The 21,020-nt window shown below is 69.1% G+C and carries 21 protein-coding genes; 7 read left to right on the top strand and 14 right to left on the bottom strand.

Features of this window, described 5'->3' with window-relative positions:
- Nucleotides 1-121 precede the first annotated feature (121 nt).
- Both J4E04_RS04455 and J4E04_RS04450 read left to right on the top strand, forming a co-directional pair.
- A complete protein-coding gene (locus J4E04_RS04455) occupies nucleotides 122-1,474 on the top strand; it encodes an MmgE/PrpD family protein (protein ID WP_490149963.1) in 1,353 nt (450 codons plus the stop codon).
- Between the two features lie 98 nt (nucleotides 1,475-1,572).
- Entirely contained in the window at nucleotides 1,573-2,154 is a 582-nt protein-coding gene (locus tag J4E04_RS04450; protein ID WP_051613121.1) for an excalibur calcium-binding domain-containing protein, read from the top strand.
- Between the two features lie 2 nt (nucleotides 2,155-2,156).
- Here J4E04_RS04450 and J4E04_RS04445 read toward each other — a convergent pair whose 3' ends face one another.
- From J4E04_RS04445 to J4E04_RS04435, 3 genes are all read right to left on the bottom strand, one after another.
- Nucleotides 2,157-3,272, bottom strand: coding sequence for a cellulase family glycosylhydrolase (locus J4E04_RS04445; protein ID WP_222639510.1), 1,116 nt, complete (start codon nucleotides 3,270-3,272; stop codon nucleotides 2,157-2,159).
- Between the two features lie 108 nt (nucleotides 3,273-3,380).
- A complete protein-coding gene (locus J4E04_RS04440) occupies nucleotides 3,381-4,871 on the bottom strand; it encodes a fatty acyl-CoA synthetase (RefSeq protein WP_490149962.1) in 1,491 nt (496 codons plus the stop codon).
- 10 nt (nucleotides 4,872-4,881) lie between these two features.
- A complete protein-coding gene (locus J4E04_RS04435; RefSeq protein ID WP_051613120.1) occupies nucleotides 4,882-5,343 on the bottom strand; it encodes a hypothetical protein in 462 nt (153 codons plus the stop codon).
- A gap of 94 nt (nucleotides 5,344-5,437) precedes the next feature.
- On the opposite strand from J4E04_RS04435, the gene J4E04_RS04430 reads away from it, so the two are divergent.
- Nucleotides 5,438-5,926 carry a hypothetical protein gene (locus tag J4E04_RS04430; RefSeq protein WP_155956948.1) on the top strand — a complete coding sequence of 163 codons (489 nt, stop codon included), beginning with the start codon at nucleotides 5,438-5,440 and terminating at the stop codon, nucleotides 5,924-5,926.
- Nucleotides 5,927-6,026: 100 nt separating this feature from the next.
- Here J4E04_RS04430 and J4E04_RS04425 read toward each other — a convergent pair whose 3' ends face one another.
- The 5 genes from J4E04_RS04425 to J4E04_RS04405 all read right to left on the bottom strand — a co-directional run bounded on the left by J4E04_RS04425 (nucleotide 6,027) and on the right by J4E04_RS04405 (nucleotide 9,014).
- On the bottom strand, nucleotides 6,027-6,266 hold the full coding sequence (locus J4E04_RS04425) for a hypothetical protein (RefSeq protein ID WP_027504748.1): 240 nt from the start codon (nucleotides 6,264-6,266) through the stop codon (nucleotides 6,027-6,029).
- The gene (locus tag J4E04_RS04420; protein WP_490149961.1) at nucleotides 6,263-7,537 is read right to left on the bottom strand and encodes a WXG100-like domain-containing protein; all 1,275 of its coding nucleotides are present in this window, start codon (nucleotides 7,535-7,537) and stop codon (nucleotides 6,263-6,265) included. Before J4E04_RS04420 ends, J4E04_RS04425 begins: the two co-directional genes overlap by 4 nt.
- The gene (locus tag J4E04_RS04415) at nucleotides 7,537-7,824 is read right to left on the bottom strand and encodes a WXG100 family type VII secretion target (RefSeq protein WP_490149960.1); all 288 of its coding nucleotides are present in this window, start codon (nucleotides 7,822-7,824) and stop codon (nucleotides 7,537-7,539) included. Before J4E04_RS04415 ends, J4E04_RS04420 begins: the two co-directional genes overlap by 1 nt.
- Nucleotides 7,821-8,117 (bottom strand): WXG100 family type VII secretion target, encoded by a 297-nt coding sequence (locus J4E04_RS04410; protein ID WP_490149959.1) that lies wholly within the window; start codon nucleotides 8,115-8,117, stop codon nucleotides 7,821-7,823. Before J4E04_RS04410 ends, J4E04_RS04415 begins: the two co-directional genes overlap by 4 nt.
- A gap of 258 nt (nucleotides 8,118-8,375) precedes the next feature.
- Nucleotides 8,376-9,014, bottom strand: a complete 639-nt coding sequence (locus J4E04_RS04405) for a hypothetical protein (RefSeq protein ID WP_261778159.1) — start codon at nucleotides 9,012-9,014, stop codon at nucleotides 8,376-8,378.
- A 163-nt stretch (nucleotides 9,015-9,177) separates the two neighbouring features.
- Between J4E04_RS04405 and J4E04_RS04400 the strand changes: the two genes are divergently transcribed.
- The 3 genes from J4E04_RS04400 to J4E04_RS04390 are packed head-to-tail and all read left to right on the top strand — an operon-like array spanning nucleotide 9,178 to nucleotide 13,397.
- On the top strand, nucleotides 9,178-10,290 hold the full coding sequence (locus J4E04_RS04400) for a hypothetical protein (RefSeq protein ID WP_056442034.1): 1,113 nt from the start codon (nucleotides 9,178-9,180) through the stop codon (nucleotides 10,288-10,290).
- A gap of 23 nt (nucleotides 10,291-10,313) precedes the next feature.
- A complete protein-coding gene (locus tag J4E04_RS04395; RefSeq protein WP_490149958.1) occupies nucleotides 10,314-10,955 on the top strand; it encodes a CG0192-related protein in 642 nt (213 codons plus the stop codon).
- A 45-nt stretch (nucleotides 10,956-11,000) separates the two neighbouring features.
- On the top strand, nucleotides 11,001-13,397 hold the full coding sequence (locus J4E04_RS04390) for a phosphoketolase family protein (protein WP_490149957.1): 2,397 nt from the start codon (nucleotides 11,001-11,003) through the stop codon (nucleotides 13,395-13,397).
- 52 nt (nucleotides 13,398-13,449) lie between these two features.
- Here J4E04_RS04390 and J4E04_RS04385 read toward each other — a convergent pair whose 3' ends face one another.
- From J4E04_RS04385 to J4E04_RS04365, 5 genes are read right to left on the bottom strand one after another with little or no spacing between them, the layout of a single operon-like run.
- Entirely contained in the window at nucleotides 13,450-14,784 is a 1,335-nt protein-coding gene (locus J4E04_RS04385; protein ID WP_490149956.1) for an ABC transporter substrate-binding protein, read from the bottom strand.
- Entirely contained in the window at nucleotides 14,781-15,875 is a 1,095-nt protein-coding gene (locus J4E04_RS04380) for a branched-chain amino acid ABC transporter permease (RefSeq protein WP_490149955.1), read from the bottom strand. The genes J4E04_RS04385 and J4E04_RS04380 overlap by 4 nt, the downstream gene beginning before the upstream one ends.
- 1 nt (nucleotide 15,876) lies before the next feature.
- Nucleotides 15,877-16,755 carry a branched-chain amino acid ABC transporter permease gene (locus J4E04_RS04375; RefSeq protein ID WP_027504741.1) on the bottom strand — a complete coding sequence of 293 codons (879 nt, stop codon included), beginning with the start codon at nucleotides 16,753-16,755 and terminating at the stop codon, nucleotides 15,877-15,879.
- A gap of 24 nt (nucleotides 16,756-16,779) precedes the next feature.
- A complete protein-coding gene (locus J4E04_RS04370) occupies nucleotides 16,780-17,523 on the bottom strand; it encodes an ABC transporter ATP-binding protein (protein ID WP_490149954.1) in 744 nt (247 codons plus the stop codon).
- Nucleotides 17,513-18,289 carry an ABC transporter ATP-binding protein gene (locus tag J4E04_RS04365; protein ID WP_261775734.1) on the bottom strand — a complete coding sequence of 259 codons (777 nt, stop codon included), beginning with the start codon at nucleotides 18,287-18,289 and terminating at the stop codon, nucleotides 17,513-17,515. Before J4E04_RS04365 ends, J4E04_RS04370 begins: the two co-directional genes overlap by 11 nt.
- Before the next feature lie 167 nt (nucleotides 18,290-18,456).
- On the opposite strand from J4E04_RS04365, the gene J4E04_RS04360 reads away from it, so the two are divergent.
- Nucleotides 18,457-19,773, top strand: coding sequence for a PucR family transcriptional regulator (locus J4E04_RS04360; protein WP_490149953.1), 1,317 nt, complete (start codon nucleotides 18,457-18,459; stop codon nucleotides 19,771-19,773).
- On the opposite strand, the gene J4E04_RS04355 is transcribed toward J4E04_RS04360, so the two are convergent.
- Nucleotides 19,736-20,932 (bottom strand): metallophosphoesterase, encoded by a 1,197-nt coding sequence (locus tag J4E04_RS04355; RefSeq protein WP_328811288.1) that lies wholly within the window; start codon nucleotides 20,930-20,932, stop codon nucleotides 19,736-19,738. The two genes, J4E04_RS04360 and J4E04_RS04355, sit on opposite strands and share 38 nt — an antisense overlap.
- Nucleotides 20,933-21,020: the final 88 nt, after the last annotated feature.

Below are 21,020 nucleotides of genomic sequence, written 5' to 3'. Positions count from 1 at the left end.
CTGAGCGGATCGTCACCGAAGACACCGCGATGCCTGACTGTTGTCGATGCCGACCCTAGCAGCCCTGATCACGTCCGACAGATGTATTGACCAGCACGAGCGTCAGTCCTAGCGTTGCCGCATGACCGACTCGGCAACGTTCCTTCCAGCGGAACAGGTGCGACTACGCATCGACGATCTGGCGCGGTTCTGCGTGGACCTACCCGCAACCGGTACCGCGTACGAGAGTCGGATCCGCACCGTGCTGCTCGACCTTCTGGGTGTCACCCTGGCGGGAGCGCGGACACCGGAACTGACCGCGCTTCTCACGCGGTGGCGAACCGAACCGGGCACGACGGCCACCGTCGGTCGCGGCGCCCGCACCGGCGTGGAGACGGCGGCCTACCTGGACGCGATCGCCTCGTGCTGCCTCGAACTGGACGAGGGCAACAAGTACGCGGCGGGTCACCCTGCCGCCCATGTGCTTCCGGCCGCCGTCGCAGCGGCCCGCCTCGGCGCACAGCCGGTGTCGGGCGACCGGTTCGTCGCCGCCGTGGTGGCCGGTTACGAGGTGGCCACCCGCTTCGGTGCCGCATTGACCCGCGACCCGAAGTGGCACACCCACGGACACTGGGGAGCGACCGGCGCCGCCGCCGCCGCTGCCGTCGTGTGGGATCTCGACGCCGAGCGCACGGCGGCCGCGATCGACGCCTCGACCGCGCTCGTGCACGTCGCACCGTGGGCCGTGGTGCTCGCGGGCAACTTCGGCCGGAATCTGTGGATCGGCGGCGCCGTCCGTGCGGGACTCGACGCCGCGCGGTTGTCCTCGGCAGGACTGGTGCACAACAGCGGCGCGGCGGCGACGACTCTGGGGGACATCGTCGGCACTCTCGATGCCGACAAGCTCGCACCCGCGCCGGACGGCACGTTCGCCCTCGATCAGGGGTACGCGAAGCGCCATGCCAGCTGCTCGTACACCCACGCCGCCGTCGACATCGTGCAGGCTCTGCGCACGAACCTGGATATCGCCGACATCGCGAGCGTGCGCGTCCGCACCCACGCGCTGGCGGAACCCCTGTTCGGTCGGCACCCCTCGACGCGGCTCGGTGCGATGTTCTCGCTGCCGTTCGTCGTGTCCGCCGCGGTGGTGGCCGGAAGCATCGACGTGGAGACCCTGACGCCCGGCAGCGCGACCTTCCGTGCGGCGCAGGAGTTCAGCGCACGGGTGGACGTCGAGTCGTCGCCCGCGCTCACGGCGCTGCTGCCCGACCGACGCGCCGCGGAGGTCGACATCGTTCTCGTCTCCGGCGAGACCGTGTCGGCCGGTTCACCGGATCCGGTGGGAGACGTCGACCATTTCCCGTTGGATCACGCGCAGATAGTGGAGAAGATCGAACGGCTCGTCGGCGCGGAGGATGCCGGGCGGATCGATCGCGTGGTCACCGATGTCCTGCATTCTTCGGACGTGGTCCGAACTCTGACCGCACTGCCCTGAGCAGCGCGTTCCGACGGAAACCGACCACCCTGTAACGTGACGCGCGCCCCGCGCGACGTGTGGTGTGACCCGTTGCTGCCATTCACCTGAGGACCTGCATGACCGCGTATCCGCCGCCGTTCCAGCCGCCCCACATCGAGGCCCGCAAGAAGGGCAACAAGGGCAAGATCACGGCCGCTGTCGCCGCCTTCGTGGGCCTGTCCGTCGTCGGACTGGGGCTGATGCAGGAACCCGAACCCGTCGCCGCGAGCGCGGAGACCACCCTCACCACCACGTCGGCCGCACCGACCACCACTCCCCGCGCGACGACCACCACCCCGCGGCCGACCACCACGACGTCGACGACCACTGCCGTCACGACCACTCCCGAGACCGTCACCGTGTACGCACCGCCGCCCACCACGACGGTGCCGTACGTCGAGACCCCGTACGTCGAAGTGCCGGACGTCGACGTGCCGGACGTCGACCGCGCCTACGTCCCGGCGCCCGTGCCGTTCGTCGCGCCGGTACCCGCACCGGCTCCGTACGTCGCGCCGGCCGTCGTTCCCGAGTCGTCCGGATCGACGTACTACACGAACTGCACCGCGGCTCGGAACGCCGGCGCGGCGCCCGTCCGCGTGGGCGACCCCGGCTACGGCTCGCACCTGGACCGCGACGGAGACGGCGTCGGGTGTGAGTGAGCTCAGCGCACGCTCTTGAGAACGGTCACCGCCGGCTTGGCCACCCCGTTCGAGCGGTAGACCCCGAAGTAGTTCTCCTTGTCGGGGTTCACCGCGGTCATCGCGGCGCGGTCTGTGGTCTCGTAGAAGAAGATCGGCCCGGCCCACGAGTAGGACAGGCGGTTGTCGACGGCCTGTCGGTAGGCCGTCGCCTGTACCTGCTCGCTGACGCTCGGGTCGCCCGCAGTGGCGGCGCCGGCCTCGGTCATGACGATGAGCTTCCCGGCGTCGCCGTTCTCGGTCATGATCGTGCGCGCGCTCTTCTGGTAGATCGTGCCGTCGGGATTGGTGAAGTCGACGCTCATCTGCGACCACGCGTTCCAGTCGGCAGTGTCGTTCGGCAACGCGGGCGCGGTGTACGGGTGCCAGCCGACGGCGTCGAAGTACGGTCCGGCGCCGAGGTCGTACATCTGATCGAGGTAGGTGATCGGTGAGACGGCGTGCCCTTCCGGGCTCTGACCCGTGGTGCCGTAGGGGGACAGTCCGGCGGCCACGATGCTGATGGTGCTGGTGGTGGCGGCCTTCATCTTCGGGTAGGCCGCCTTCAGCAGATCGACGTAACCCTGCACGTTCGGCTTGCCCGTCACCGGGTCGGCCCAGAACATCCACAGGTTCGGCTCGTTCCACACCTCGAACGACCGAACCCCCTGCGGCGCATACCTGCTCACGACCTTGGCGGCGAACGTCGCGTAGTCGTCCGGGTTCGTGGGCGGTGTGCTGCCGTCGCTGGTGGTCCGAGCCCACGGCGGTGTCTTCTGGATGAGCAGCAGGACGTTGAGGGACTTCGCTTTGGCCGCCGCCACAGCACCGTCCGGACCCGACCAGTTGTAGGCGGTCGGCCCACCGTCCTGGACGTACCACCAGTCGATCTCGATGCGGACCCACTTGGCGCCCGTACCCGCGACCCGGGTCGCCTGTGCCTGCTGGGCGCTCGAGCTGCTCCGGAAGTCGATGCCGTTGAGCCCGATGCCCTGGCGTCCGACATACGGACTCGCCGCCGACGCGGTCGGCACCGACAGGGTGGCGATCACCGTCGCCACCACCAACAGAATCTGCGCAACGCGTCTACCGACCTGCATGACCGACTCCCCGACCGATTCGGCTACCGCGACACGCGGAAGCTCTCGGTGTCAGAAGTACCATCAGTCACACCAGTCACACAGGTAACACGCCGAACGCCGGTTCGATCACCTCAGCGCGCGCTTGAGCAGCTTGCCGCTCTGGTTACGCGGCAATTCGTCCATGAACCGCACCTGTTTGGGAATCTTGAACGGTGCGATGCGACCCGAGACGTGGGCGATGATCTCCTCGGCGGTCACCGCACGACCGTCCTTCACCGTCACCACCGCCGTGATCGCCTCGATCCACTTCTCGTCCGGAACGCCGATCACCGCGACCTCGGCCACCGCCGGATGGGTGTAGATCGCGTCCTCGACCTCCCGCGACGCCACCAGGATGCCGCCGGTGTTGATGACGTCCTTGATGCGGTCCACCACCGTCACGAATCCCTCCGCGTCCCGGGTCACCAGATCACCGGAGTGGAACCATCCGTCGCGGAAGGCCTCGGCCGTGGCGTCCGGGTTCTCCCAGTACCCGTCGCACAACTGCGGTGAGCGGTAGAGGATTTCGCCGGGTTCACCGTCCGCCACGTCCTCACCTTCGGCGTTCACCACCCGCGTCTCGACGAAGAAGACGGCGCGCCCGCACGAGGCGGGCCGTGCATCGTGCTCCTCCGGCTGCAACACCGTCGCCAACGGACCGATCTCCGACTGTCCGAAACAGTTGAAGAACCGAAGGTCCGGATACCGCGCCCGCAGCCGCTCCAGCACCGTGACCGGCATGATCGATGCCCCGTACTGCGCCTTGGTCAGGGACGACAGATCGCGGGTCTCGAGATCCGGGTGTCCCGCCAGAGGGACCCAGACCGTCGGCGCCAGGAACAGCGAACCGATGCGGTCGGCCTCGACGCGGCGCAGGATCTCCGCGACGTCCGGCTTCGCCATCAGGCGCACCGTCGCGCCGACCGACAGGTACGGCAGGGCGAACACGTGCATGCCGGCCGAGTGGTACAGCGGCATCGCGACGAGCGGGGCGTCGTCGGCGGTGAACGCCAGTGCCAGGACGGACGAGACGTACTCGCTCACCAGCGCACCGTGAGACATCATCGCGCCCTTGGGCTTCGACGTCGTTCCCGAGGTGTACAGCAACTGGGCGAGATCGGTGGTCAGCACCGTGGGCAGCGCGACCGACACGTCGGGAAGGTCGAGAAGCTCCTGCAGAGAGAGCACGACGTCGAGATCGAGACCCGTCCGCACGGCGTCGACCGCCGGCGCCAGAGCGTCGTCGACCAGCAGCGCGCGAGCACCGGACTGGCCGACCAGGTAGGTCAATTCGTCCTCGACGAGGGCGTAGTTGATCGGCACGTGCACCAGCCCGGCACGGCAGCAGGCGAGGAACCCGACGATGTAGGAGTCGGAGTTGGTGCCGTAGGCCGCGACCCGCTCTCCCGGTGCGAGCCCCGTCGACACCAGGTACCGAGCGACGCGGGACACCACCGCGTCCAGTTCCGCATAGGTGTGCGTTCGACCGTCGAACTCCAGGGCTGCCCGGTCCGGGTACCGACGCGCCGACCTCGTCAGGACTGCGTCGACCGTGCTCGCGCGAACATCAGCTGTCATACCTCGGACACTAGAGAAGGCCGGGGGCCTCCGGTGCCCGTTCGAGACGAGCGCGAAGGAGCGACCACTCGGAGGCGGTGACCACGGACGGATTCGACTGCTGGGGCGACCGGAGCATCTCGAGTCGGTCCAGCCCGGCCGTCCCGGCGCACTCCGCGGCCGTCACGGGCTCGCCGAGAATGGTGATCTCGGTGGGAACGTGCAGGCGCGCATCGTCGGGATCGTGCATGTCGACAGCGGGGCCGAGCACGGTCCCCACGCCCCAGAATCCCCGCGCGGGGTGCACGCCGGATCGGTTGCTCACCCACAGCAGGATGGGCTGACCGGCCGCCATGAGGCGCGAACGGTAGTTGGGCGCCACGCACCAGTCACCGCCCGCGTGCCCGTCGGCGAGCAACGAGGCGACGTCGGTCCTGCGGGGATTCACCGTGATGACCCACGCCCCGAGAGTCCGGGCCGTCACCTTCTCCATGCGCGCGTCCTCCCTGATTCCTGTGAGACTCCAGTAACATTCTGCTCGGAAATGGGTATAAGTCAGCGACTGACCCACCAACCGAGGACACGTGATGCCAGCACATCGGCGACCGACTCGCACCGGACGACGGATCGCGGTGATCGGCGCCGCGGTGACCGTGCTCGCCGGCGCAGCCACCACGACGATGGTGCTGTCCGACAGTGCCCCCGCCACGGCCAGTGCCTCGGACGCCCCCGCACCCGCCGCGCCGGTCACCGCAGTCGACGCGCCCGTCGTCCTCGACACCCCGGCGGTGCAGATCGCTCCCCTCGCCCAGCAGGCCGCCGAGGAACCGTTCGACGCCTTCGCCGAGATCATGCAGATGGCCGGCTACCCGACCGACCCGGACACCGCCGCCTTCATGGACACCTCGGTCACCTCGATCTGCCGAGACCTCGCCGTCGGACGCACCGGAGTCGACATCCTCGCCGACACCGCCGACCGGACGCGAGTGCGCGGATGGTCGGACGAGCAGTCGGACGGACTCGTCTACATCGGCGTCGCCTCCACGTGCTCCGCGTACTCGCACCTGCTCCCCTGACACTGGAGATTCACCGACCGGCCTCCGGCCTTCCCGCAGTCCACCGACCGGCCTCCGGCCTTCCCGCAGTCCACCGACCGGCCTCCGGCCTTCCCGCACGTCAGCGCCGGAGTTGCCGTGCGCCGTCCCAGCCGGGCGGCGGCGGTGCCGTCGAACTCCACGGATGCCCGCGGTCGATCCACAGCCGGCGCCAGGACTCGGGCGTCACCCCCAGGTCGTCGTCGGTGACACCGAACTCGTAGCCGCACGACGGGCAGATCTCGTACGACGGGCCCGCCTCCGACCACGGCGGGTCCGCGAGACCGGGGTAGTGGCAGACCGGGCAGAGGTGAGTGGTCATTCCGGAACTCCTGGTTGGCGGTCCCAGTACGACGCACCGGATCCGGGCTTGAAGTATGTCTTGGTGGTGCCGTCCGGCGTATAGGACGCGAACGTGTTGGTCTCCGGGTCGTACATCCGCACGGTGCCGTCCGGGCCGACCTTGACCTGATGCGAGCCCTCCGTGCGGAACCGCGCCGCGAGGTCGGCGTACTCGTCGGCCGACCGTGCACCCACGTCGGCGCCGTGGCGCGCGAAGTGGTCGTCGAGCGCACGAGTGGACGACCACCCTGCCGGCGGCGGACCGGCAGCACGCTCCGCCGCACTGACGTCGTCCAGGCCGACGGGCACACGAGTGGTCAGATCCTCCACGTCGTCGGCAGCTCGTCGCACCGTCGCCATCGACGTCTCGGTGCGCCGCATCCGAGCGAACGCGTGCAGCGCCGCGATGACCGCGCGCACTCTCGAGGCGGTACGTGCGAAACGACCGGCCGTGATCGCCGCTCCCGCCGCGGCCAACAGTCCCGCGGACACGAAGGCCAACCCGATACCGACCGCGACGGCCGCCGCCTCCTCCACTGCGAACTGCTCGATCAGGTCGCGGATGTCGCGGCGCGTCTTCTCGAGCTGCTCGGCGTAGTCGTGACACGCGGCGGCCAGCCCCGAGCACGCACCCGCCACCGCTTCCACTGCCTCGGACAGTCGACGGAGGTCCCGCACCATCGCGTCCCGCTCCGGCACGTCCACGGCACCCAGATCGGCCGCGGCACCGAGCACCTCGGACCGTGCGTCGAGCATCGCCTGCCCCAGCACGATCCACGCGTTCGACGCGTCCCGCAGTGCGTCGGTGTCGCCGTTGGGGCACGGCACGCCGACCGCGTCGGCCAGCTCCACCGCACCCTGGAGCCCCGGGCCGAGGTCACCCACCGCGCTGGGGTACTCGAGCTGCCGCGCGGCGGACGGTGCCCGTCCTGCCGGCGGCGGGGTACTCGGAACCACTGCGATCGACTCCGCCGCAACGTGATTCGCACCCGCCTGATCGACGAGCCGCGCCAGCACCGACGTCGCCGAGAACGTCGTGGCGAGTGCGCGGGAGAGATCGACGACGGATCCGTCGTACGCCCGGCCCCACTGCTCACCCGCGGCGTCGCTTCCCGCCATCGCGGCCCACGCGCGCGACGCACCGTGGTGGACGTTCACCGCACTCGCCATGATCTCGTCCGCGCGATACACCGACCGAGCCGCCTCGGCGTAGACCTCGGGTGACACGTCGAGAACGACCGGGGGCGCCATCAGTCGCGCCCGAACATGCGGCTGTTCGACTGGAGGGCTGCGGTGTACGACGAGTGTGCCCGGCGCGCAGTGTCTCTCATGGTCTCGACACCGACCGCCATCTCGCGAGCCCCAGCCGACCATGCGCTCTGCGCGGCGCGATGAGCCTCTGCCGCCGTGCCCTCCCACGGCAGGGCGGACACCCGCACCGACACGTCGTCGAGTGCGACCCGCGTGGCCTCGGCCAACCGCGTCAGCCTCACGACCACGGCATCCAGTTCGGCCAGGTCGACTCGGTAGCCCGTCACACCGCACCCGCGATCGCGGCCGCGGACGTGTCGTCTTGTCCCGCATAGGCAATGGCTGCGATCTCGAGTCGACCCGCTGAGTCCTCGAGCGCCGCGACCACCGACCGGGCGCCGTGATGAACGGTGCCCCACCCGTCGACGAACGCCGTCGCCGCCAGGCCCTGCCACGAGGCGGACACCGCGGCGACGACCGAAGCGGCCTCCGCGACCTCCCGCTCGAGATCCAGCGACACCCTGCCCAACGCCCTGGCCGCGTCCACCATGGTCGCCGCGTCGACAGCCGTGTGTTCCATGCCGTGCTCCCCCCCGCCCGGCGCCGGCGACCGGTCGTCGGCGGCGTGTGCAGGCATGGACGGGCAGGACTCACGTTCGGTTCCCGCGGAACCGGTCAGCAGTGTCCGGACACACGAATGCGGCGCCTGCCCCGTGCAGACGCCGCATTCGGATGGTGGTCACTGTGCTCCGTGGTGACGGTGCACGGTGATCAGATCAACGCTGCCCCCTCGTTCGAACGAACAGTCCGCAGCATTGACCCGGATATCTCTCGGTGATCAGCGGTCGAGCTTGTGCTTCACCGTCTCGGCCAGATCCTGACCGAAGCTCTGCGCGACCGACAATCGCTTCTGGGCGACCCGGCGCGGGGCGTTGCGCCGACGGCGCACCACGACGACAGCAACGATCGCACCGACGACGGCGGCGATGACGGGGGCGCTCACTGCGGAGGCCTTTTTCACGTCGGACGAGTTCGCGTCGAAGCTGCGTACCTGCTGGGCGACATTGTCCGCGGCGTGCTTGGCACGATCGGCGACCTCGCCGGCCTTGTCCTGCGCCTTGGCAGCCACCTCGTTCGCCTTGTCGGCTGCCTTCTCCGCGACGTCCCCGGCCTTGTCGGCCACCTCGTTCGCCTTGCCGGCAGCCTTGTCCGCGACCTCGTCGGCCTTGTCGGAAGCCTTGTTCGCCGCGTTCTCCGCCTTGTCTGCGACGTCCCCGGCCTTGTCCTTCACGGCACCCGCGGCGTCGTCGACAGCCTGACCGGCCTTGTCGGCGGCCTGCTTGCCGTCCGCCTTGGTCTGCTGGGCTGCACCCTCGGTACGCAGCGAATCGTCGCCCGTGACCTCTCCGGCCTTCTTCTTCGCGGCGCCTGCGGCCTCGTCGACCTTGTTCTGAGCCTTCTCGATGAAGTCGGCCATGATGCACTCCTTTCGACGCTGCCCCTACCGGGCGCGCTCGTGTTCGTATGAAGGTGAGTCGTACAGAGAACGGAGAAGCGCGCGCCGACGACACATGATCTGGGTCACAGCCCGCGTCGACCTGACGGGACGACCGGACCGGTGACCGCATTAAGGTCGGCGCATGGGATCCAACCGACCGGGCAACCGCGGGCAGAAGCGCGCCGCCAAGACCGCGGCGCGGAGACGCCGACAGACCTCGGGGCCGACGGCGTCCACGACAGAACGGGTGCTCGCTCGCTTCGTGACGTGGATGGCCGCTCAGGAGGGCGCGGGAGACGTCGAGCCGACGCGTCGCGTCGTCGAGTCGCTCCTGGGTGAACTCACCCGGGTCCACGAGGGATTCACCCCCACGGCCTGGACCCCGGACGACGCCCACCTCGTTCTCGACGCCGCCGAATCCGTCCTCGCGCAGAACACCGAGGCGAGCGAGGACGCCGCGCTCCACCTCGTGTTCAGCGCCCTGTCCTATCTGACGTTCCTCGACGACGAGGACATCTGGAGCGGCAGCGACGCCGACTACGAGCACTGCATGGAGGACCTCACCGATTTCGTCGACGGCGTCCCCGACACGCTGACGCCCGAGGACATCACCCTGCCCGAGGTGACTGCGGACGCGGAGTCGGCGGCACTGGCCGAGCTCGCGATCGTCCGCGACGTCGACGCCCTGCTCGCCTGGTCGAGCACCGGTCGGCCGATCGACGCGAAGGAGGTGGCCGCCGCGCTGGGGCTCACCGTGCCCGCGTCGACGTTCCAGATGCCCGCCGACGTGCCCGAACTCGCCCACGCCTGGACCACCGCCGTGTCGTCCGGCGTCGTCGAGATCTCGGACGCCGGCGCCGCTCCCGGACCACTCGCGGCGAACGTCCGGGCGCGCGAGGCGGACGCTCTGCGCACCGTCGTCGCGGCGCACGTCACGGCGCAGTTGTCCGCCGACGACGAGATCGACGTCTCCGCCTCGGTGGCCGACAGCTTCGTCGCCCAGGCGGTGCTGGCCGCCATGACGCCTGACCCGCCCGAGGGCAATCTGGACGAGAACTACGACGACCTCGAGGGCGAGGACAAGCGGACGGCGGAGTTGGTGACCGCGAAGCTCCGAGCGTTCATCGACCAGGGACTGCTCGTCGGCGGAGAGGTGTTGCTGGTGCCACCCGAGCTCCGGCACGCAGTACTCGACGGCGTGGGACGCGCGGACATCTTCGGCACCGTTGCCGCCGAGACCTCCGCCGAGGACTGACACCGCGGCGTAGCGTGCGCGGCGTGGCCCTGATTCATCGCGCGACCATCGTTCCCACCAAGATCGACCTGCTGCGGCAGTGGGTTCCGCTGCAGCCGTGGGCGGCAGGCATCGACGTCGGCACGCTCGAGGTCGTCGACGCCTACCGCTTCGACGATCCCGACGGCGAGGTGGGACTGGAGTCGCACCTGCTCCGCGCCGCCGACGGGACGATCCTGCACGTGCCTCTCACGTACCGATCGGCACCGCTACCCGGCGCCGAGACGGCGCTGATCACCACCATGGAGCACAGCGTGCTCGGGACCCGCCACGTTCACGACGCGGCGCACGATCCAGTGTATCTGGCGACGCTGCTGCGGACCGTTCTCACGGGCGGAACTCAGGCGGCGTTCGAGTACTCCGAGCCCGGGCCCGAGCGCGAAGTCACCGCACTCGTCCACGGAACCGGACAGGCCGGCGCCGACGTTCCCGACGTCCACGCGCCGTCGGTCGACTCCCGCGGCACCGACACCGTCGTCGACGTCGGCACCGCCGTGCTCACCCTGCATCGCGTCCCGCTGGACGACCCGGCTGATCGCGACGCCCTGGTCGGCACGTGGGCCGGACGGGCTCACCCTGCCGTTCTCGCGACGGCCGTCCTGCATGGAACCGCGCACGGCGGGTAGGCCACTGCCGACGAGCGGGGCCGCCCGGTCGGGAGAGGACCGCACATGCCGTACGAGGATCACGACCTGGAGCTCGACCTGCGCTGGTGGGCCGCGGCGAACTATCTGACCGTCGCGCAGATCTACCTGCAGGACAACACGTTGCTCCGGGAACCGCTACGGACGGAGCACATCAAGCCCCGGCTTCTCGGGCACTGGGGCACGAGCCCCGGCCTGTCGATGATCTACACGATTCTCAACCGGCACATCCGCCGCACCGACACCGACTGGCTCTACGTCACCGGTCCCGGCCACGGCGGTCCCGCACTCGTCGCGTCGACGTATCTGGAGGGCACGTACAGCGAGATCTATCCGAAGGTCTCCCGCGACGTCGAGGGACTGCGAGTGCTGTGCCGCCAGTTCTCCTCGCCCGGCGGCATTCCGAGCCATGTCAGCGTGCCCACACCCGGCAGCATCCACGAGGGCGGCGAACTGGGCTACGCACTCGTGCACGCCGCGGGTGCCGCCTTCGACCGCCCGGACCTCACGGTCGCCTGCGTCATCGGAGACGGTGAGGCGGAGACCGGGCCGCTGTCGGCGTCGTGGAAGCTTCCGGCCTTCCTGAACCCGCGTCGCGACGGCGCGGTGCTCCCGATCCTGCACCTCAACGGTGCGAAGATCGCGGGGCCGACGGTCCTCGGCCGGACCTCCGACGAGGATGTCGCACAGTATCTCTCGGGGCAGGGCTGGGCACCCGTCGTCGTCGAGGGCGACGATCCGCACCAGGTGTTCCGCGATCTGGAACAGGCGATCAGGAACGCACACGAGACGATCCGCGAGGCACAGCGCGCCGCCCGCTCCGGGTCCGGTGATCGCGTGCGCTGGCCGGCGATCGTGCTGCGCACACCCAAGGGATGGACCGGTCCGCACGAGGTGGACGGGGTTCTCGTGGAGGGAACGAACAGGGCGCACCAGGTTCCGCTGTCCGGAGTGCGCGACAATCCCGCGCACCTCCGACTCCTGCAGGACTGGTTGTCGTCCTATCGGCCCGAGACACTGTTCGACGAGAACGGCACCCTGGTCGAGGAGCTGGCCGACCTCGCCCCGTCGGGTGACAAGCGCATGGGATCGACGCCCTACGCCAACGGCGGACGACTCCTCACACCGTTGACCATTCCGACCCTCGACACGTACGCCCTGGACATACCCGCACCCGGCACCACGTTCCACGGGACGACGAAGGTGCTCGGCGAGCTGCTCCGAGACATTTACTCGCGCAACACCACCGAGGACGGCGGCGGATCCTTCCGGCTCTTCTGTCCCGACGAGACGGCCAGTAACCGTCTCGACGCCGTGTTCGACGTGACCGACCGCTGCTGGCAACTGCCCACCACCGAGTGGGACACGGCGCTGTCTGCGGACGGACGGGTGATGGAGGTGCTCAGCGAGCACCTGTGCCAAGGATGGCTGGAGGGGTACCTGCTCGCGGGCGGGCACGGACTGTTCGCGAGCTACGAGGCGTTCGCGATGGTCAGCGTCTCGATGATGATCCAGCACGTCAAGTGGCTCCAGCACGCCCGCGACCTGCGGTGGCGCGAACCCGTCGCGTCGCTCAACATCCTGTTGACCAGCACGTGCTGGCGCAACGACCACAACGGCTTCAGCCACCAGGGCCCCGGCATGATCGACGCCGCCATCCCGCTGTCCCCCGAGGTGGTGCGCGTGTGGCTGCCCCCGGACGCCAACACACTGCTGTCCATCTCCGACCACTGCCTGCGCAGCCGGGACCACGTGAACCTGATCGTCGTGGACAAGCAGGAGCACCTGCAGTACCTCACGCTGGACGAGGCACACGAACACTGCGCCCGGGGAGCGTCGATCTGGGAGTGGGCGGGCACCGAGGCGAGCACCGCCGGTCGGCCCGAGGTCCCGGACAGTCCCGACATCGTGCTCGCGAGCGCCGGTGACGTTCCGACACAGGAGATCCTCGCCGCAGCCGAACTGCTCCGCGAATGGGTTCCGTATCTTCGGGTGCGGGTGGTGAACGTCGTCGATCTGATGGCGTTGATGCCGGTGCGCGACCACCCGCACGGCATGCCCGAGGAGACGTTCGTGGACCTCTTCACGGCGGACACCGACGTGATCTTCGGCTTCCACGGCTACTCGCGCGCGGTGCACGAACTCCTGCACGGACGCACCGGTGCCTCCCGATTCCACGTGCACGGCTTCCGCGAGCAGGGAACGACCACCACGCCGTTCGACATGGTGGTCGTCAACGAGATGAGCCGATACCACCTCGTCCTCGACGCGCTGCGACGTGCGCGACGCGTGCCCGAACACAGTGCCGATCTGGCCGATCACTGTCGGAACCAGTTGGAGCGTCACCGGTCCTACGTCGTCGAGCATCTCGAGGACATGCCCGAGGTGAAGGACTGGACGTGGGCGTCGGCAGAGCGTCACTGACCCGCGGCGGGGGCGTGTCGACGCCCCCGCCACCGTCATCCCGCCGACCGGGTCATCCGGCCGGCTGGGTGTCCGGAATCCCGCTCTCCGGTGGGGTCGCCTCCTCACCGGTGTACTCCTCGACGGCCGAGTCGCCGATGTCCGTGACCAAGACCGGGGTCAGGTTCTCCGGCTTGCCGTTCGTGATCTTGTAGACGCTGGCACCGGAGATGCCGAGGTGACTGTCCTCGGAGTAGCGGAACGGGGCGAGCTGAGGGCCGGGCAGGTCCTTGCCCTGCGACTGCAGCGCCGACACGATCGCCTCCCTGGTCGGGTTCTCGCCCGCGGCCTGCAGCGCCTGCACGAAGGCGTAGGCGTGGCTCATGCCGTAGATGCGGTAGTTGGTCAGCTCCTCACCGGTTCCGTTGGCGGCCCACACCTTCTGCCACAACTGCGTCCACGGGTTGTCCGGCGAGTCGATGCCGGGGATGTACTCGAGGGAGATCATGTTCTCGAGCGACGAGGCGCCGTCGGTCACCGCGCCCTGGGAGAAGCGTCCGAGCAGCGACCCCACGAGGTCCACGTCGGAACCGATGGAGCTGTAGAACCATTCGGGCGTGTAGTTCAGTCGGCGGGAGACCAGTTGGCTCAGTGCCGTGTACGACGGGACGTTGAAGCCCAGGATTAGATCGGCACCCGCCGCCTGGAGGGACGCGATCTGCGGGGCGACGTCGGTGTTGCCGGACGTGTAGCGGGCGACGCCGACGATCTGATCCTCGAGGTACTGGCGCACCGCGGCCTCGCTGTCGCGGCCGAGGTCGTCGTCCTGCAGGAACAGGCCCACCTTGGCGTCCGGCCGGTTCTTCCGCACCCAGTCGCCGATGATCTTGCCCTCGACCTGGTAGTCGGGCTGCCACCCGAAGGTGTTGGGGTACTTGGCCGGATCGTTGCCCCACATGATCGCGCCCGAGGACACGAACAGATCGGGGACGCCCTCCTCGTTGAGGAAGTCGATGACCGCGCTGTGTGTCGCGGTGCCCAGACCGCCGACCATCGCGAACACCTCGTCCTGCAGGACCAGCTCGTTGACCACCTGCGTGGTGGTGGTCGGGTCGTACGCGTCGTCACGCACGAGGTACTCGATCTGCCGACCGTTCACCCCGCCGGCGGCGTTGACGTAGTCGAAGTAGGCCTTGGCGCCCGTGGGGATCTCGCTGTACCCGGGAGCGGCGACTCCCGTCAGGGGATAGTGCGCACCGATCTTCACCGAGGTGTCGGTGATCCCGACGGTCGAGCCCTCCGTGGACTCCTCCGACTCTTCACGGCCACCCGCGCCGCACGAGGCCACCAGTACGACGGCCGCAGCGAGAGCGGTGCCCCGCTGCGCCCATGTTCGGATCCTGTTCATCGAACTCCTTCTCTCTTCAGACGACGCTGTACGAGACGACCGCGGACCGTGCCGACCAGTCCGAGTGGCGCGAAGAGGATCACGACCACGGTGAAGATGCCGGTGACCAGAGGCGCGAGTTCCGCGGCCTGCAGGCTGCTCAACCCGGCGTCGAGGCCCAGGTTGGTCACCACCGGCGGGATGTAGGTGAGGAGCGCGGCACCGATGAGAGCGCCTTTCAGCGAACCGAGTCCGCCGATGACCACAGCGGAGAGCAGGGTCAGGGACAACACCAGCGTGAACCCGCTCGGCGCGGCGATGCGGGAGGCCATCGCCATGATCGCCCCGGCGGCACCGGCACACGCGGCACTGACCACGAAGGCCAGCACCCGTGCCCGCCCGAGGTCGATCCCCGCGATCTCGGCCGACACCTCGTCGTCACGCACGGCGCGCCAACGCCGTCCGACGCGACTCGACGACACGTTGGCCAGCAGGAAGAACACCAGCACGAGCAGGAACCACCCGACGTAGGCCACGAACTTCGTGGACGTCAGCTCGTTTCCGGTGACGAAGAAGGCGATGTCGTCGAGCGCGGACGGCACGTCGGGACTGGGCACGATGAGACCCTGCTCGCCCCCGAGGTACTCCGAGAAGTACAGCGCGAGACCAGGGACGGCGACGGCGAGCGCCAACGTCGCGCCGGCCAGGTAGGGCCCGTGCAATCGCGCCGCGGCGACCCCGACGACGACCCCGACCAGACCGGCCACGACAGTGGCCGCGATCAGGACCAGGGGCACCGACCAGCCGGACTCGTTCGCCCGCAACATCAGTGCCGCGGTGTACGCGCCGACCGCCATGAACGCTCCGTGCCCGAGGGAGAGCTGACCGTTGAGTCCGGTGAGCACGGTCAGCCCGGCCGCGGCGATCGCGAGATACGCCACCGATGTCAGCTGGCTCTGCCGGAACGTGCTGACGCTCTCCAGCACGAGAATCACCACGACGAGGGCCAGCAGAGCGCCGAGCAGGTGCCGCCGCACCGGAGTCGACACCACGCGGGCGACGCGCGAGCGTGCGGGTGAGGGGGTGGGCCTGTCGGTCGTCGTCACGGTCATGTCAGACCCTCCTCGCTGCCGCGGCAGCGAACAATCCGTTGGGACGCAACAACAACACCGCGATGAGGATGACCAGCGCCGCGAAGGACACGAGGTCCTGCCCGATGTAGCCACTGACCGCACTCAGCCCGACACCCATCAGCAGTCCGCCCACCACGGCGCCCACCGGGCTGTCGAGACCGCCGAGCACGGCGGCCACGAATCCGAACACCACGACGGAGTCCATGTAACCGGGGTGCACCAGCGACCCGCCGGCGATGAGCAGACCCGCGACCGACCCGACCACCGCGGCCAACGCCCATCCCAGCGTGAGCATGCGGCCCACGCGCACTCCCAGCAGGCGCGACACCTCCTGGCTGAAAGCACTGGCGCGCATCGTGAGTCCGAGATCGGTGAACCGGAACAGCGCGACCAGCGCGGCGAGCACCACCAGCACCGCGACGACCTTGTAGATGTCGTTGCCCGTCAGCGCCACGTCCACGGACCCGATGCGCCGACCGTCGAGACCGAACGGAGCGGGAAAGGACCGGAACTGGTTGCCGAACACCAGTGCCGCCACCGCGTGGATCACGATGAAGAGACCGAGAGTGAGGATCACCGGATTGATGTGCGACGCGCTGTCGACGTACCGGATGATCAGTCGCTCGATCAGCGCGCCGAGCACGAGGCCGGAGACGAGCGCGGCGGCGAAGCCGACCCAGTAGGAGTAGCCGGCATCGACCACGACGAGCGCCACGTAGGTGGTGATCATCGCCATCGGCGCCTGCGCGAAGTTCACGATGCGCGTCGAGCGCCAGATCAGCACGAGTGCCAGAGCGAATGCGGCATAGACCATCCCGTTGGTCACTCCGTTGATGACGATGGTGAGCAGTTGTTGCACTCTGTCGTCCTTTCGTGAGGGTGGTCAGAAGCCGAGGTAGGCGTGGCGGAGTTCCTCGTCGCCGACGAGGTCGGCCGCCGGACCCTCCCGCGCCACCGTCCCCAGGGACAGCACGACGGCGTGTTCGGCGATGGACAGCGCGCTGCGGGCGTTCTGCTCGACCAGCACGACGGTGAGGCCGTCCGAGTCGACCGAGTCACGCAGCGTCTGGAAGATCTGCGCCACCACGCGGGGAGCGAGCCCGAGCGACGGTTCGTCGAGCAGCAGGATCGTGGGGGTCGCCATGAGGGCGCGCCCGATCACCAGCATCTGTCGCTCACCGCCCGACAGCGTGTGCGCGGTCGACGCCCGACGCTCCGCGAGAGCCGGAAACATGGACAGCACGCGGTCGATCCCCACCGCGGCCGCGGACCTGTTGCGGCCCAACGCCCCCAGCCGCAGGTTCTCCTCCACGGTGAGTTCGACGATGACCCCGCGGCCCTCGGGCACGTGCGACAGTCCACGCCGTGACATCGACTCCGGGCTCGCTCCGACGAGGTCGACCTCGCCCATCCGGATGTGGCCGGCCACCGGCGGGTGCAGCGCCGAGATCGTCCGGAGCAGGGTCGTCTTGCCGGCACCGTTGGCCCCGAGCACCGCGGTGACCGCGCCGCGGGGCACCCGCAGCGACACCGAGTCGAGCGCGGTGACGGCGCCGTACCGCACCGTCAGATCGGACACTGTCAGGGCGTCGCGGGTCGCCTCGTCCCGCACGACGTCACGCGTCACGGTCCACCTCGTCCCCCAGGTAGGCGGCGAGCACAGCGGGATCCTCGCGCACCGTGTCGGGTGTCCCGCGCGCGATGACCTTCCCGAAGTCCAGGACCACCAACCGATCACAGACACTCATGACCAGATCCATGTGGTGCTCGACCAGGAGGATCGACATCCGCGAGGTGAGTCCGCGGACCAGCTCACCCAGCTCGTCCATCTCGGCGTTGGACAGACCCGACGCCGGCTCGTCGAGAAGCAGCAACGTCGGCTCCCCCACCAGCGCCCGCGCGAGCGCGACGCGTTTGCGCACCGCGTACGGCAGGCTGGGCGGGTACCGGTCGGCGTACTCGTCGATGCGGAGTTCGGACAACGTGGCCAGAGCCCGGTCGCGGATCGCGGCGGTGTCGGCCCCGCTCCGAGCGAGTCCGAGCAGCCCGGCGACGATCGAGGTCCGGGCGAGATGGTCCGCACCGACCATGACGTTCTCCACCACGGTCATCCGGTCGAACAGCCCGAGGCCCTGCAGTGTGCGGCTCATACCGAGCGCCGCCAGCGCGGTCGGCTTCAGCCGGCGTACCACCCGGCCGTTCCGGGTCACGGTGCCCGACTGCGGCGCGACGAGGCCGCACGCCACGTTGAACAGTGTCGTCTTGCCCGCCCCGTTGGGTCCGATGACTCCGACGACCTCGCCTCGTCGGACATCGAGTCCGACGTCCGACAGGGCGACGATGCCGCCGAACGACACGGTGACGGACGACAGCTCGAACACGGACTCGGTCATGGTCTCGATCGTTGACACAGTGGCCCACCTCACATCTCGGTGGCACTCACTATGGTCACTCCGCACAGTCGGCGATATGGTCTCCGCGCACGAAAAGGGTCATGCCGCGGGCACCAATTTCGGTCAAACCGCTCGAACCGTCGGGCGCTGTGCGCAAAAATGCGCGCATGGCGTCGCCGTCGATCGGCCGTGGATCGGGGCTGCATCCTGTCCGCGGACGGCTGTCGGCGGAGGAACGAGCCGCGATCCAACGCGCGTGGGCGACGCTGATCCCGGAGGCGGACGCCATCGCCGACTCCATCACGTTGGCCCTGTTCGAGCAGGACCCCGACTATCTCCAGGCCGGCTCCGACATCACGGCCGTGGTCCGTCGCAGCACGCGGGAACACATCCGTCTGGGGCTGCGCAAGCTCAGCGGCACGCAGCACGGTAGCGAGGACAACACCGAGGTGTGGCGGCGCACGGGTCGCGAACGCGCGCGCCAGGGCATCCCCATGGAACTCGTGCTCAAGGCGTACACCCTCGGTAGTCGAACGTTGTGGGAGGAACTCGTCAACGCTCGCGGCGCGAATCCCGGGCTGCTCGAGCCGCGACTGCTTCTCGTCGCCGGCCAACGGTTGTGGCACGCACTCGATGCGCAGAACACGATTCTCGTCGACTCGTACCGGCGTGAGACCGCACGGATGCAGCAGCGCGACGTCACGAAAATCCTCGCCGTTCTCGACGGCTTGCGCGACGGGCGCGGAGCCGATCCCGCGTTCGTCGTCGATGCGCGGAACACACTGGGGCTCACCGCACAGCATCGGATCGCGTGCGTGGTGGGCCCGCTGTCCGAGCGAGGTGACCCACCCCTGACCTCACCGGAGGACGCCGTCGACGGCGTGACATCACTGTCGCACTGGCACATTCGCGACGGGGTTCAGTTCGGCGTCGTGTGCCCGGCCAAGGCGGACCTCGGCTCGGTGGCGGAGGCTCTCGCCGCACGCGCGGTCGGACCGGTGGGCATCGCCGCGTCGACGGACGGACTCGTGACCTTCGCCGCCGCGTACCGAGCTGCCGCGCGCACGGCGGCCACCATCGGCGCCAGCGACACTCCCGCCGCGGTGGCCACGGACCGACTGCCCCACATCGTCATGTCTGCCGACGACGAGATCTCGGATCTGGTCGTGTCCCACGCACTCGGGTCGCTGAACGGACACCCGCCCGCGCAGCGGGAGGTACTGCTCCGAACTCTGGCGCACGTCCTCGCCACCGACGGTTCACCCACCAACGCCGCCAAACTGCTGTACTGCCACCGGAACACGGTGATCTATCGGCTTCATCAGGTCGAGGAACTGACCGGCCGATCCATCACCGCGCCGGACGACCGGCTCCTCCTCACCCTTGCCCTGGTCCGCTCCGGGCACTGGGCGGACGCGGTGGCCGGCGTCGGCGCCGCCACGACTGTCACACCAGAGAGCTCGACCGCAACGTCAGCACGGTGATCTCGCTCGGTGCGAAGACACGGAACGGTGGACCCCAGAACCCCGTGCCCCGGCTCGTGTAGAGCTGCGTGCGGGCGCCGTGTCTGCTGAGGCCGTGGACGACCGGTTGATCGAGTCGGACGAGCAATCCGAACGGCCAGATCTGCCCGCCGTGTGTGTGCCCGGAGACCTGCAGATCCACTCCCGCCGCCACTGCCGCGTCGATCTGCTTCGGCTGATGCGCCAGCAGGAAGATCGGCAGCGACGGTTCCGCGTCCGCCAGCGCGGCGGTCAGATCCGCGCCGTGACCCACCTCGCCCGACCCGCGCGCGGTCCTGTCGTCCACCCCGGCGACGACGAGCCTGTCACCACCGCGCATGACGGTGATGTGCCTGTTGTGCAACGAGTCCCAACCCAGTGACGTCATGTGGTCGAGCCACTCCTGGGCCTCGCCGAAGTACTCGTGGTTGCCCGTGACGTAGACGCGTGCTGACTTCGCGTGCACTCGTTCCAGGGGCGCCACCTGCTCGCGTCGACGCTCCACCGACCCGTCGGCGAGATCACCCACGTGACAGACGATGTCGGCGTCCTGGCGATTGATCTCCGCCACGACGTCGGAGGACCAGACGGACCGTTCGATCGGCCCGTAGTGCGTGTCCGTCACCAGGACGACGCGGAGCCCGTCGAGTCCGGCGCCGAGTCGATCGAGCGTCACCGTCACGTGCTTCGTGCGCGGCAGCCGCATCGCCTCGCGTCGTCCCCACACCGCCAACGCGACGATGACGGCCAGCACGGCGCCGGCGACGATGCGTGATCGCAGCGGATCGTCGACCCCGACGAGGCCGAGCCCGAGCCGTACGACGAGCCCGATGATCGACCACACGAACGCGATCCACACCAGTCCGAGCAGGGTGTCCCCGATGCGGGCCCATCGGTCGGAGTGTGCCCGGCCGTGCCCCTTCGCCATGCCGATCACGAGCGCGGCGGCAGCACCGACCGCGACCACCGTCGCGATGGTCCTCGCGGCGATCGGCCAGTCCGCGCCGGTGAACGCGAGAGTCCACAGCGGCGTCCCGAACAGGATCGCGAGAACGACTGTCACGACGGCGAGCCGGCCCACGGGCGGCCCGCCGGACGGAGTGCTCTCGCGAACCTCGCCCGGCACTGAGTGGTCCGACATGGTGCACGTTCCTTCGGTGTCGGGAGCGTCGGCGGTCTCTCGAGGAGCATCGCCGCGCGTGGGAGAGACGCGTCAACCGTACGCGGAA

The organism is Rhodococcus sp. NFXS4, assembly GCF_058139645.1.
The sequence above is the reverse complement of the archived record's forward strand: the minus strand, read 5'-3'. Positions and strand labels throughout refer to the sequence as shown.

What these genes read in the sequence shown, in the direction of transcription:
- J4E04_RS04435 (WP_051613120.1), bottom strand. Translation starts at nt 5,343, where the DNA reads ATGGAGAAGGTGACGGCCCGGACTCTCGGGGCGTGGGTCATCACGGTG.
- J4E04_RS04365 (WP_261775734.1), bottom strand. Translation starts at nt 18,289, where the DNA reads ATGACCGAGTCCGTGTTCGAGCTGTCGTCCGTCACCGTGTCGTTCGGC.
- J4E04_RS04445 (WP_222639510.1), bottom strand. Translation starts at nt 3,272, where the DNA reads ATGCAGGTCGGTAGACGCGTTGCGCAGATTCTGTTGGTGGTGGCGACG.
- J4E04_RS04455 (WP_490149963.1), top strand. Translation starts at nt 122, where the DNA reads ATGACCGACTCGGCAACGTTCCTTCCAGCGGAACAGGTGCGACTACGC.
- J4E04_RS04390 (WP_490149957.1), top strand. Translation starts at nt 11,001, where the DNA reads ATGCCGTACGAGGATCACGACCTGGAGCTCGACCTGCGCTGGTGGGCC.
- J4E04_RS04410 (WP_490149959.1), bottom strand. Translation starts at nt 8,117, where the DNA reads ATGGAACACACGGCTGTCGACGCGGCGACCATGGTGGACGCGGCCAGG.
- J4E04_RS04430 (WP_155956948.1), top strand. Translation starts at nt 5,438, where the DNA reads ATGCCAGCACATCGGCGACCGACTCGCACCGGACGACGGATCGCGGTG.
- J4E04_RS04355 (WP_328811288.1), bottom strand. Translation starts at nt 20,932, where the DNA reads ATGTCGGACCACTCAGTGCCGGGCGAGGTTCGCGAGAGCACTCCGTCC.
- J4E04_RS04440 (WP_490149962.1), bottom strand. Translation starts at nt 4,871, where the DNA reads ATGACAGCTGATGTTCGCGCGAGCACGGTCGACGCAGTCCTGACGAGG.
- J4E04_RS04450 (WP_051613121.1), top strand. Translation starts at nt 1,573, where the DNA reads ATGACCGCGTATCCGCCGCCGTTCCAGCCGCCCCACATCGAGGCCCGC.
- J4E04_RS04385 (WP_490149956.1), bottom strand. Translation starts at nt 14,784, where the DNA reads ATGAACAGGATCCGAACATGGGCGCAGCGGGGCACCGCTCTCGCTGCG.
- J4E04_RS04405 (WP_261778159.1), bottom strand. Translation starts at nt 9,014, where the DNA reads ATGGCCGACTTCATCGAGAAGGCTCAGAACAAGGTCGACGAGGCCGCA.
- J4E04_RS04400 (WP_056442034.1), top strand. Translation starts at nt 9,178, where the DNA reads ATGGGATCCAACCGACCGGGCAACCGCGGGCAGAAGCGCGCCGCCAAG.
- J4E04_RS04380 (WP_490149955.1), bottom strand. Translation starts at nt 15,875, where the DNA reads ATGACCGTGACGACGACCGACAGGCCCACCCCCTCACCCGCACGCTCG.
- J4E04_RS04360 (WP_490149953.1), top strand. Translation starts at nt 18,457, where the DNA reads ATGGCGTCGCCGTCGATCGGCCGTGGATCGGGGCTGCATCCTGTCCGC.
- J4E04_RS04425 (WP_027504748.1), bottom strand. Translation starts at nt 6,266, where the DNA reads ATGACCACTCACCTCTGCCCGGTCTGCCACTACCCCGGTCTCGCGGAC.
- J4E04_RS04420 (WP_490149961.1), bottom strand. Translation starts at nt 7,537, where the DNA reads ATGGCGCCCCCGGTCGTTCTCGACGTGTCACCCGAGGTCTACGCCGAG.